General features: G+C 57.9%; 11 protein-coding genes and 1 other RNA gene. All 12 read right to left on the bottom strand.

All coding sequences use genetic code 11. The features are described 5' to 3' along the window. Positions 1-527: Mur ligase domain-containing protein (locus M0974_RS07980; RefSeq protein ID WP_297835008.1), on the bottom strand; the 527-nt coding region annotated here is incomplete at its 3' end. Continuing rightward, complete coding sequence (murG, locus tag M0974_RS07975) at positions 520-1590, bottom strand: undecaprenyldiphospho-muramoylpentapeptide beta-N-acetylglucosaminyltransferase (protein WP_297835005.1); 1071 nt, start codon at positions 1588-1590, stop codon at positions 520-522. The genes M0974_RS07980 and murG, both read right to left, overlap by 8 nt. Further along, positions 1580-2791, bottom strand: coding sequence for a putative lipid II flippase FtsW (ftsW, locus tag M0974_RS07970; protein ID WP_297835018.1), 1212 nt, complete (start codon positions 2789-2791; stop codon positions 1580-1582). Before ftsW ends, murG begins: the two co-directional genes overlap by 11 nt. Then, positions 2791-4137 (bottom strand): UDP-N-acetylmuramoyl-L-alanine--D-glutamate ligase, encoded by a 1347-nt coding sequence (murD, locus tag M0974_RS07965; RefSeq protein ID WP_297835002.1) that lies wholly within the window; start codon positions 4135-4137, stop codon positions 2791-2793. Before murD ends, ftsW begins: the two co-directional genes overlap by 1 nt. Before the next feature lie 5 nt (positions 4138-4142). Further along, positions 4143-5225, bottom strand: a complete 1083-nt coding sequence (mraY, locus tag M0974_RS07960; protein WP_297835000.1) for a phospho-N-acetylmuramoyl-pentapeptide-transferase — start codon at positions 5223-5225, stop codon at positions 4143-4145. Continuing rightward, complete coding sequence (gene murF / locus M0974_RS07955; protein ID WP_297834998.1) at positions 5225-6592, bottom strand: UDP-N-acetylmuramoyl-tripeptide--D-alanyl-D-alanine ligase; 1368 nt, start codon at positions 6590-6592, stop codon at positions 5225-5227. The genes mraY and murF overlap by 1 nt, the downstream gene beginning before the upstream one ends. Next, positions 6585-8048 carry a UDP-N-acetylmuramoyl-L-alanyl-D-glutamate--2,6-diaminopimelate ligase gene (locus M0974_RS07950; RefSeq protein WP_297834996.1) on the bottom strand — a complete coding sequence of 488 codons (1464 nt, stop codon included), beginning with the start codon at positions 8046-8048 and terminating at the stop codon, positions 6585-6587. Before M0974_RS07950 ends, murF begins: the two co-directional genes overlap by 8 nt. Beyond that, positions 8048-9784 (bottom strand): penicillin-binding protein 2, encoded by a 1737-nt coding sequence (locus M0974_RS07945; protein WP_297835015.1) that lies wholly within the window; start codon positions 9782-9784, stop codon positions 8048-8050. The genes M0974_RS07950 and M0974_RS07945 overlap by 1 nt, the downstream gene beginning before the upstream one ends. Next, entirely contained in the window at positions 9784-10077 is a 294-nt protein-coding gene (gene ftsL / locus M0974_RS07940) for a cell division protein FtsL (RefSeq protein ID WP_297834994.1), read from the bottom strand. The genes M0974_RS07945 and ftsL overlap by 1 nt, the downstream gene beginning before the upstream one ends. Next, positions 10074-11015: a 16S rRNA (cytosine(1402)-N(4))-methyltransferase RsmH gene (rsmH, locus tag M0974_RS07935; RefSeq protein WP_297835011.1), complete on the bottom strand. Its 942-nt coding sequence runs from the start codon at positions 11013-11015 to the stop codon at positions 10074-10076. Before rsmH ends, ftsL begins: the two co-directional genes overlap by 4 nt. 2 nt (positions 11016-11017) lie before the next feature. After that, a complete protein-coding gene (gene mraZ / locus M0974_RS07930; RefSeq protein WP_297834992.1) occupies positions 11018-11473 on the bottom strand; it encodes a division/cell wall cluster transcriptional repressor MraZ in 456 nt (151 codons plus the stop codon). Between the two features lie 306 nt (positions 11474-11779). Continuing rightward, an RNA gene (gene rnpB, locus M0974_RS07925) (RNase P RNA component class A) lies at positions 11780-12138 on the bottom strand. Positions 12139-12280: the final 142 nt, after the last annotated feature.

Raw genomic sequence — 12280 nt, 5'->3', positions numbered from 1 at the left:
TCGCTTTCGTCGGCTTCGGCAATCAGATAACGACTGGTGCCGAGCTGCGCGTTAGTACCAGCAGCGTTCAAACGGCCGCCAATCACGAAGGTCGGGTCCAGGCCACCGGCCGCGAACACCGAAGCGATCAGGCTGGTCGTGGTGGTTTTGCCGTGGGTGCCGGCGACCGCGATACCGTGACGGTAGCGCATCAGCTCAGCCAGCATTTCAGCGCGTGGCACTACCGGAATGCGACGCTCCAGAGCGCTGGCCACTTCCGGGTTAGTGGTGTTCACTGCACTCGAAACCACCAGCACATCGGCGCTCGCAGTGTTTTCGGCCGCATGACCGATAAAAATATGTGCGCCAAACGACTTGAGGCGTTCAGTTACCGGGGAAGCTTTCAGGTCTGAACCCGACACTTCATAACCCAGGTTGAGCAACACTTCGGCGATTCCGCACATGCCCACGCCGCCGATACCGACGAAATGGATACGACGGATGCGGCGCATTTCTGGCTGGGGCATCGCGCGTTGATTCTCAACCATGGGCCACCTCCAGGCAGATTTCGACCACGGTGCGTGTTGCATCAGGTTTGGCCAGGCGGCGCGCCGTCAGGGCCATGCTGTTGAGTTGTTCCGGTTGCATCAAAACCTCTTTCAGGCGTGCAGCCATTTCGGCTACGCCAGTTGTCGCTTGTGGCATGACGAAAGCAGCACCTTCGCGGGCCAAATAGTCGGCGTTACGGGACTGGTGGTCGTCGATTGCGTGGGGCAATGGCACCAACAGTGACGGCAGACCAGCTGCCGCGAGTTCACTGACGGTCAGCGCGCCTGCGCGACAGACCACCAGGTCGGCCCAGCCATAGGCTTGGGCCATGTCTTTGATGAAGGGCGCCACTTGCGCCTCGACACCGACAGTGCGATAGCGCTCTGCGGTAATGACGTCGTGATTTCTGCCAGCCTGATGGAACACCTCAGGGCGCAACTCCACTGGCAGCAATGCCAAGGCTTCGGGCAGCAATTTGTTTAACGGTTCGGCACCGAGGCTGCCACCGAGAATCAGCAGCCGCGCTTTACGACCGGCCAATGCCTGGCGCGGCGTTTCGAGGAACAGCTCGCTACGCACCGGGTTACCGGTAGTGCGGCGTTTGGCCGACTTGGAAAAGGTGTCCGGGAACGCTTCGCACACGCGACTGGCAAACGGCACCAGACTGCGATTGGCGGTGCCGGCAATCGCGTTTTGCTCATGAATGATCACCGGAATACCGGCCAGTTTTGCCGCCAGTCCACCAGGGCCGGTGACGTAACCACCGAAACCCAGCACGCAGACCGGCTGCAGCTGACGAACAATCTTGCGCGCCTGCATGAATGCTTTAAGCAACACAAACGGCGCTTTGAACAGCGCGAGCACACCCTTGCCGCGCAAGCCGGTCATGTTAATCAAGTGCAACGGCAAGCCTGCCTGCGGCACCAATTCATTCTCGATACCGCGGGGCGTACCCAACCAATGGACGCTGTAACCACGGGCTTTAAACTCTTGCGCACAGGCCAGCGCCGGGAACACGTGCCCGCCGGTCCCGCCTGCCATGATCAGCACGTTAGCGCCCATGATTCGACTCCTCAGCGAAGTCGCTTTCATTGAATTCTGTTTCTTCACTGCCGGTGTTGGTTCGCGCTTCCCATTCGATGCGCAGCAACAAGCCAAGGCTGGCGCAGCAAATGACCAAGGAACTGCCGCCGTAACTGAGGAACGGCAAGGTCAGGCCTTTGGTCGGTAGCAGCCCGACGTTCACCCCGATATTGATCAAGAACTGACCAATCCACAGGAACGCCAAGCCGTAGGCGACGTAGGCACCGAAATATTGTTTGGCCCTTTCAGCCCACATTCCGATGTACATCGCTCGGATACTGACGAATACGAACAGTCCCACGGTCAACAGTGAGCCCACTACGCCCAGCTCTTCAGCGAGCACGGCGAACACAAAGTCGGTATGCGCTTCGGGCAGGTAGAACTGCTTCTGCACGCTGTTGCCCAGACCGACGCCAAACCACTCGCCACGCCCGAAGGCAATCAAGGCTTGGGTCAATTGGTAGCCAGAACCGAACTGATCGGACCACGGGTCGGTGAAGGTAATCAGACGCGCCATACGGTAAGGCTGGGCTTGAACCAGCACAAACACGGCGGCTACGGCCAGGACCACCATCAAGGTGAAACGGAACAGGCCAACGCCGCCCAAAAACAACATGGCCGCCGCGGCGCCCATCATCACGACGGTGGCACCGAAGTCCGGTTCCATCAGCAGCAGACCGGCCATGGGCAGCAACACAATGAAGGGCTTAAAGAAGCCCATCCAGCTTTCGCGGACTTCTTGCTGACGGCGAACCAGATAGCCGCCGAGGAAAATCACCACGAAAACTTTGGCAATTTCCGACGGCTGAACGTTGAACATGCCGAAGCCGATCCAGCGCATGGAACCGTTAACCTCACGACCCAGCCCTGGCACCAGCACAACCACCAGCAAGCCAAAGGCACCGATCAACATCAGCCAACCCAACCGCTGCCAGGTCGACACTGGAATCATCATGGTCGCCGCGCAAGCGCCCAGGCCGATTACCAGATAAATCAAGTGACGAATCATCATGTAGAGCGGGTTGCCAGACTGTACTGCAGCCACTTCCGAAGAGGCGGAGGTGATCATCACCAAGCCCAGGCCGAGCAGCGCTAGGCAGCCAGCGAGCATCGGAAAGTCGACGTCGATGCCGCGGCCGCTGATCAGTGGGGATGGGTAAGGTCGAATCACGCCAAGGATCATGACAAGGCCTCCACTGAGCGAGCGAACAGGCGGCCACGTTCTTCGTAATTCTTGAACATATCCAGGCTTGCGCAGGCAGGCGACAGCAACACGGCGTCCCCGTCCTGAGCGACTTCGGCAGCACGCAGCACGGCTTCTTCCAGTGTTTTGACGCGAATTAAAGGAACTGCATTGCCCAGTGCTTGCGCGACCAGCTCAGCATCGCGGCCCAGTAGCACCACGGCACGGCAATGTGCAGCAACCGGTGCACTCAGTGCAGAGAAATCAGCACCTTTGCCGTCGCCACCCGCGATCAATACCAATTTGCCGCTGATGTCTGCGCCCAAGCCTTCGATAGCGGCCAAAGCAGCGCCCACGTTGGTGGCTTTGGAGTCATCGTAATAACTGACACCGTCACGCTCGCGCAGCCATTGGCAGCGGTGCGCCAAGCCGGTGAACGCGCGCAAGCTGTCGAGCATCGCGTCGAACGGCAAGCCGACCGCGTGACCCAGTGCCAGCGCGGCCAAGGCGTTGGAGTAATTGTGTGCGCCACGAATTTTCAGTTCGCGAACCGGCATCAAGGTTTCGAATTGGAAGGAGAGGTATTTTTCGCCGTTCTCTTCGCGCAAACCGAAACCGTGGAAATCGGGTTTGTTCAAGCCGAAGGTCCAGCACGGCAAGCCTTCGCCGATCAGCGGCCGCGACAACGCATCCTGCCGATTAACCACCACCTGCCGCGCACCACGGAAGATCCGATGCTTGGCCAAATGGTAAGCAGGCAAACCACTGTAGCGATCCATATGGTCTTCGCTGACGTTAAGCACGGTTGCCACTTCAGCGCCAAGATGGTCGGTGGTCTCAAGCTGGAAGCTGGAAAGTTCAAGCACATACAACTCGATCGAGTCGTCGAGCAAGTCCAGCGCCGGCGTGCCGAGGTTGCCACCGACTGCAACTCGCTTGCCTGCTGCAACAGCCATGTCCCCGACCATGGTGGTTACGGTGCTCTTGGCATTGGAACCGCTGATGGCCACGATCGGCGCCTTCGCGTTACGCGCGAACAGCTCAATGTCGCCCGACAACTTCACGCCACGGGCCGCCGCTTGCTGCAGCGCAGGGGTAGCCAGCGCCAGACCGGGGCTCACGTACAGTTCGTCGGCGCGGCACAGAAATTCCACGTCGAGTTCGCCACAACGCACTTCCACCAGCGGGTATTGCTCGCGCAATGTCGCCAACTCAGGTGGATTGTCCCGCGTATCAGCCACAGCAAACGACACGCCCCGGCTCGCTAGAAAGCGAACCAGGGACATGCCGCTCTTGCCGAGGCCGACAACGATGCGGAAGTGGTCAGAAGCGATCAGAGACACTCTTTCTACCTCAGCTTCAGGGTGGCAAGGCCGATCAACACGAGAATCACGGTGATGATCCAGAAACGGACAATCACACGCGGCTCGGGCCAGCCTTTGAGTTCAAAGTGGTGATGAATCGGCGCCATGCGAAACACACGGCGGCCGGTCAACTTGAATGAAGCAACCTGGATAACCACGGACAGGGTTTCCATCACGAAAATGCCGCCCATGATGAACAACACGATTTCCTGGCGAACGATGACGGCGATGGTGCCCAGCGCTGCGCCGAGTGCCAGTGCACCGACGTCGCCCATGAACACTTGTGCTGGGTAGGTGTTGAACCAGAGGAAGCCCAGTCCCGCGCCAATCAACGCGCCACAGAAGACGATCAGCTCGCCGGCGCCAGGGACGTAAGGAATCAGTAGGTACTCTGCGAACTTCACGTTACCCGACAAGTAGCAAAAAATGCCCAGCGCGCCACCGACCATGACCGTAGGCAGAATCGCCAGGCCATCGAGGCCATCCGTCAGGTTGACCGCGTTGCTGGAACCGACGATGACGAAGTACGTCAGCACCATGAAGCCAACGCCAAGCGGAATGCTGACATCCTTGAGCATCGGCACGATCAGCGTGGTTTCCACTGCGGATGGCGCGGTGGAATAGAGGAAGATCGCGGCGCCGAGACCGAATACCGACTGCCAGAAATATTTCCAGCGGCTCGGCAAGCCCTTGGAGTTTTTCTCGATGACTTTGCGGTAGTCATCAACCCAACCGATGCCACCGAACAACAGGGTGACAATCATTACGACCCACACATAGCGATTGCTCAAGTCAGCCCACAACAGAGTACTGACGGTGATAGCCGACAGAATCAGTGCGCCGCCCATGGTCGGGGTGCCCGACTTTGCCAAGTGCGACTGTGGGCCGTCATTGCGAACTGACTGGCCGATTTGGCGGTTCTGCAAGGTTCGAATCATCCACGGACCCAGGAACAACGAGAGCGACAATGCGGTAAGCACGCCGAGGATCCCGCGCAGGGTCAGGTATTGGAAGACCGCGAAGCCTTTGTAGAATTGTTGTAGATACTCCGCCAACAGCAGCAGCATTAATGTTTCTCCTGGCTAGAACCACACAAAGCAGCGACGATGTTTTCCATCGCCGCACTGCGCGAACCTTTAATCAAAATGGTGGTATTGGTGTCCTGCTCGGCGCCAAGCGCTGTGATCAGGTCTTGCTGATTTGCGAAGTGACGACCGTGCTCGCCGAACGCGTTCACGGCGTGAGTCATTAGCGGTCCAACCGCGTAAAGCGCCGACACTTTGCCTGCGGCATAAGCGCCCACATCACGATGGCCCTGCTCGGCCCACTCGCCTAACTCACCAATGTCTCCGAGCACCAAGACGGTGCGACCGGAAAAGCCGGCGAGTATATCAACGGCTGCGCACATTGAAGTGGGGTTGGCGTTGTAAGTGTCATCAATCAGACGAATGCCGTTAGTGGCCAATTGCGCCACTGCTCGACCCTTGACCGGTTGCACAGCGTTCAAGCCGGCAACAATGCCGTCCAGCGTTACGCCCAGCGCATGCGCAGCCGCCGCAGCCGCAAGCGCATTGGCGATGTTGTAAGCCCCCAGCAGATTGAGCTGAACGGACGCCGAACCCGATGGCCCCTTCAATGTGAAACTAGGGCAACCGCGTGCATCACGCGTCAGGTCGCGTGCATAGAAGTCTGCGGTGTCATCACTCAAGGCGAAGCTCAGCACCTGGCGCCCATCGGCTCGCGCCTGCCAAGTAGCAAATGCCTTGTCGTCCCGATTGAGCACCGCGGTGCCGGTGGCGTCGAGCCCCTCGAGAATTTCGCCCTTGGCCTGAACGATTTTCTCTGGTCCGCCGAACTCGCCCACATGGGCAGTACCGGCATTGGTGATGATGGCGACGCGAGGCTTGGTCAGCCCAACCGTAAAGGTGATTTCACCCAGCCGAGAAGCACCCAGCTCGATAACCGCTGCTGCGTGTTCCGGCGACAGCTCAAGCAACGTCAGGGGAACACCCAATTCGTTGTTCAAATTGCCGCGAGTGGCCAACACCGAACCGCGTGTGCGCAAGATGCTGGCGAGCATTTCTTTGGTGGTGGTTTTGCCGCTGGAACCCGTGATTGCTGCGACAGGCTTATCAAACCCATTGCGGTTCAAGGCACCGAGTTGCGCCAGCGCCTGACGCGCATCCGCAACAACCAGTTGCGGCAACGCACTGCCCGCCACTTCACGTTCGACCAATGCACCCACGGCACCTTTAGCGGCGACGTCACTGAGGTAATCATGACCGTCGAAATTAGGCCCGGTCAGTGCAATGAACAACTGGCCTTGAACGATGTTGCGGCTATCAATACTCACCCCGGTAAAGGTGCAATCGGTGCCGACCAGACGGCCACTGAGTGGCGCGACTAATTCGGCGAAGGTCAGAGGCTTAAGCATGCGCCACCTCCCATGCAGCCAAGGCTTTGCGAGCTTCATCAAGATCGGAAAAAGGCAGACGTTGACCGTCGATTTCCTGATAGTCCTCGTGGCCCTTGCCCGCCAACACAATCACATCAGTCGCCTGCGCAGTGGCGATCAACTGCGCAATGGCCAGGCCGCGACCTGCGACGAACGTAGCGTTATCAACAGCAACGAAACCTTTACGGATATCGTCGAAAATCTGCGACGGCGCTTCTGTGCGCGGATTGTCATCGGTCACCAGGACAGTGTCCGCCAGCCGCTCGACGACTTCTGCCATCAACGGGCGCTTGCCGCGATCACGGTCACCGCCGCAGCCGAACAGGCACATCAAGCGACCTTTGGCATGCGGGCGCAGAGCTTCGAGTACTTTTTCCAAGGCGTCAGGGGTGTGTGCGTAATCGACCACCACCAATGGCTGGGTGCCGCCGCCCAAACGCTGCATGCGACCGACCGGACCTTCCAGTGTCGGCAGCACGTTCATGATTTCGTCCAGCGGATAATCCAACCCCATCAAGGCGCCGATGGCAGCCAGGACGTTGCTCAGGTTGAAACGGCCCAACAAGCTGCTGCGTAGATGGTGCTCGCCTTGGGCAGTTACTAATGTGGCGCGCACACCATCGTCGTCAAAAACCGCGTCACGGCAATAGAGCGCCGCGCGGGCGTCTTTGACGCTGTACGTAATCAAACGTGATTCATGCTTATCGGCGGCCAACTGCTGGCCGAAGTCGTCATCCAGGTTGATCACTCGGCAACGCAGGTTGGACCAGGCAAACAACTTGGCCTTGGCTGCTGCGTAAGCCTCCATCGTGCCGTGATAATCCAAATGATCACGAGAAAGGTTGGTCAGCACCGCCACGTCGAACGCCAATGCCGTTGCGCGACCCTGGTCAAGGCCATGGGATGAGACTTCCATCGCCACGGCGCGAGCACCGGCTTTTTTCAAGTCAGCCATCGTTGCTTGTACGGCGATCGGGTCTGGCGTGGTCAAACGGCCGCTTTGCAGCGCACCGTAAAAGCCTGTGCCCAGCGTGCCGACGATCCCGCAATGCTGGCCCAATTGATCCAGCGCTTGCGCGATCAACTGAGTGACACTGGTTTTACCATTGGTACCGGTGACACCCACCAAATTCAATCTGCGACTCGGGTCACCATAGAAGCGACCGGCGATATCGGACAGCTGCGCCGCCAAACCTTTCACCGGAATCAATGGTGTGTCGGTAATCGGCAGTACGGTTGCGCCTTCTACTTCATAGGCCACTGCGGCCGCGCCACGCTTTAGGGCATCGGCAATGTGTTCCCTACCGTCGACTTTGCCGCCCGGGATCGCCAGAAACAGATCGCCAGGGCGCACATTACGGCTGTCGAGGGTCAACTCGCGAATCAACAGATCGCGGTCGGCATGGGCAAAAATCTTGTTTAGACTAAAAGACATCAACCACGCCCTCCTTTAACAGCGGGCACGGCATTGACTTGCTCCTGGGTTGGCGTCGCCGCCAGATTATCCGGGGTAATGTTCATCAATCGCAGCGTGCCGGACATTACCTTGCTGAACACCGGCGCCGATACCAGGCCACCGAAGTAGCCCGCCTTGCCCGGTTCATCGATTACCACAACGATGGCGTAACGCGGGTTGCTCATCGGACCAAAGCCGGCAAACAGAGAGCGATAGGCGTTTTCTTCGTAGCCTTTGGTTCCCGACGCTGTTTTACGTGCGGTACCACTTTTGCCTGCCACGTGATACGACGGCACCCGGGCACGGTATACGCCGCGTGAGTCTTCGATCACCTGCTGCATCATGCCCTGCACGGTTTTCGCGGTGGCTTCCGGAATAGCTTGAACAGCTACCGGTGGCGTGTCTGATTTCAGGATGGTCAACGGTACGATGCGACCATTGTTGGCGATCGCAGCATAAGCATGCACCAGCTGCAACGCCGTGACCGACAGGCCGTAACCGTAAGACAGAGTCGCGGTCTCGGCTTTGCGCCATTCGCGGTAGTTCGGCAGATTACCCACACGCTCGCCCGGGAAGCCAAGGCCGGTGTATTGCCCTAAGCCAACGCGCTGCATAGCGTGGAAGATCGCCTCACCACCAATGTCGAAGGCCACTTTGCTCATGCCCACGTTACTGGAGTTAATCAGGATGCCAGTCAAATCGAGGATCGGGCCTTCGGTTTTAGTCACGTCACGGATCGTATATTTACCGATCTGCAGCGTGCCCGGATAAACCTCAACTTTATCGGTTGGCTTCCAGCGGCCGCTGTCCAGCGCTGCGGTCATGGATATCGGTTTCATGGTCGAGCCAGGCTCGAACACGTCAATGATTGCGCGGTTGCGCATGGCGGCTGGCACCATGGTGCGACGGTTGTTCGGGTTGTACGTTGGCGAGTTGACCATGGCCAACACTTCGCCCGTCTTCACGTCCATGATCACAAGGCTGCCAGCTTTCGCGTCATTTTCCTGGATGGCATTGCGCAGTTCGCGTGTCGCCAGATATTGCAGACGCAGGTCAATAGACAAAGCCAAGGTCTTCCCGGCCTTGGCGTTTTTGGTGACCTGAACATCTTTGATCAGCCGACCACGTCGGTCCTTGATTACCTGTCGCTTACCGGGCACGCCGGCTAGCCAATCGTCGTATGCCAGCTCCACACCTTCCCGACCATGATCGTCGAGGTCGGTAAAGCCCACCATGTGCGCGGTGACGTCGCCGGCCGGGTAGAAACGCCGGAACTCTTCGATGCCGTAAACGCCTGGGACCTTCAAATCCAATACGACTTGCCCCTGCTCCGGCGTGAGGCCACGGACCAGGTAGATAAACTCTTTGTCGGCCTGCGCTTCAAGGCGATCAGTCAGCAGCTTGGCGTCCTGGCCGAGGGCAGCCGCCAATGCTGGCCATTTTTCTTTCGCCAGTTGCATCTCTTTGGGGTTGGCCCACAGGGTCGTTACCGGAGTACTTACGGCCAAAGGCTCGCCGTTACGGTCGGTGATCAGACCACGATGCGCCGGGATCGGGATGTGACGAACGCTGCGCGCATCGCCCTGTTCCTTGAGGAATTTATGGTCGACAACCTGCAGGTCGATAATCCGCCAGCAAATTGCAGCCACCATAATCGCAAGCAAACCCACCACTACGCGAAAACGCCAGGGATAGAGGGCGCCTTCGAGCTTCATCATGGCGCCACCATTCGAACTTCTGCAGCACTTGGGATGCGCATCTTCAGTTGTTCGGTGGCCAGGGTTTCGATTCGGCTGTGGGCAGTCCAGGTGCTCTGCTCAAGAATCAGCCGCCCCCACTCCGCCTGCGCTTTATCACGCACACTCAATTCGTTGTACAGGGAGTTAAGCAACTGCCGGTTCCAATGCGCGCTGTAGGACACGCCCACCGCCGATATCAATACGGCGATGAACAACAACAGCATAAAGAAACTGCCGGTAGGCAAAGGCTTGAGGGCTAACCGGCTCACCGAAGCTTCTCCGCCACGCGCATGACAGCGCTACGCGAACGCGGGTTGGCTTTGGTTTCTGCTTCGGAGGCGAATTGCGCCTTGCCGTGGATTTTGATTTTCGGGTCGAACGCCTGGAAGCGGATCGGCAAGTCCCGGGGCATATTGTCGGCTTCGCCTTTGGCGAGCTTGCGCATGAACAATTTGACGATACGGTCTTCCAACGAATGGAAACTGATCACGACCAATCGGCCGCCGATTTCGAGTGTTTCCAGCGCAGCTTCAAGCCCGGCTTCGAGGTCGCCAAGTTCGTTGTTAACGTGAATACGCAAACCCTGAAATGCACGGGTCGCTGGATTCTTGCCTTTTTCCCATGCCGGATTAGCGACCTTGAGCACTTCCGCGAGATCGCCTGTGCGCTCGAAGCGCCGGGTCTCACGGCGCTGGACGACGGCATTGGCCATGCGCTTGGCAAATCGCTCTTCGCCGTACTCTTTGAACACACGGGCTATTTCTTCAGCTGACGCAGTGGCGATGAACTCTGCCGCGCTAACACCGCGACTCGGGTCCATGCGCATGTCCAAAGGACCGTCATTCATGAAACTGAAGCCGCGCTCCGGGTCGTCCAACTGTGGCGACGAGACGCCGAGGTCGAGCAACACCCCGTTGACCTTACCGGCCAGACCGCGAGCTTCGACTTCCGCGCCAAGCTCAGCAAAGCTACGTTGCACAATGACAAAGCGGCCGTCTTCGGCCGCTAGCGCTTGCCCAGTGGCAATCGCTTGAGGATCTTTGTCGAATCCGAGTAATACCCCGTCGGGGCCGAGATGCTGCAATATCAAACGGCTGTGTCCGCCGCGCCCGAATGTGCCATCCAAATAGCAGCCATCGGTACGCACCGCGAGAGCCTCTACAGCTTCTTCGAGCAGTACGGTGATGTGGGTAAAGCCGCTAGTCATAGTCACAAGATCAAATCACGCAGTTCATCAGGCATCGCGCCCGGTTGTTGAATGGCCGCCAGATCCGCTTCAGCAAGCGCGTTCCAGGCGTCCTCGTCCCACAGTTGAAACTTATTTAGCTGGCCAACTAACATCACGCGCTTATCCAATTTCGCGTAATCGCGTAGTCGCGGCGGCACCAGAAAACGGCCACTGCCATCAAGTTCAAGATCGACCGCATTCCCGATCAACAGCCGCTGCAGACGACGGTTTTCTTCACGGAATGTGGCCAAGTCACGTAATTTCGCTTCAATCAGTTCCCATTCAGATAACGGGTAGAGACATAAGCAAGGGTCAACCGCGTCAATTGTTACAATCAACTGTCCGGCGCTACGCGAATCCAACTCTTCGCGGTACCTGCTCGGCATAGCGAGGCGACCCTTTGCGTCAAGATTGATTGCGTTAGCACCACGAAACACAGGCGCGGTCTCCAATTGTTATCTTTTTGCGTTGAAAAAACCCACTTCACGCCACTTTTCGCCACTTGTGCACACTATATGAATGCACCTACCGCACCGTCAAGGCACGGCCGGAAGGAATTCCCTTACAGATCGGAGATTTACGAGGGGAAAAACAGGTGAAAGAACAATTTTTAGATTGTTTTGACGGGCAAACTCTAGCGAGCTCAGAGACCTGAGGCTCGAAGTTAATGTGAATTATCAAGAGTAAGATCTTTTTGGTATTACGGATGGGCGGGTGCTGCGAATAAAGCGAGGGGGGAAAAGGTGGAGAGTCGATCTGTAAGCCGGGTTCTGTCGTGAACAGTCATTCGTCTACGACGGCCATCACTGGACGTCTTTAGCAACCTACCCGGTTCCAGCGCGGGCCACGCCTTGGAACCCTATTTGGTCTTGCTCCGAGTGGGGTTTACCGTGACCACGAACTGTTGCCAGACGTGCGGTGCGCTCTTACCGCACCTTTTCACCCTTACCGGCACCGAAGTGCTTAGGCGGTTATTTTCTGTGGCACTTTCCGTAGGCTCGCGCCTCCCAGGCGTTACCTGGCACTCTGCCCTATGGAGCCCGGACTTTCCTCCCCCCTCTATTGCGGAACAATAGAAGGCAGCGACTGTCCAATCGACTCTCCGCCGACAAGGTTAGCGGCACAGACCGTCAAGAACAAGCTTTAATACGTTCCCCGTACTTTAGCGCTCAAACTGCGGCCGTTCGTTTATGCGCCTTTTTGCTTGTCCAGCGCTACCTGATACAACAAATTCTTGCGTATAC

The organism is Pseudomonas sp., from assembly GCF_026224925.1.
In the GTDB taxonomy this organism is placed as follows: domain Bacteria; phylum Pseudomonadota; class Gammaproteobacteria; order Pseudomonadales; family Pseudomonadaceae; genus Aquipseudomonas.
Note: the sequence above shows the minus strand (reverse complement) of the source record. Positions and strands in the feature narration are given on the sequence as shown.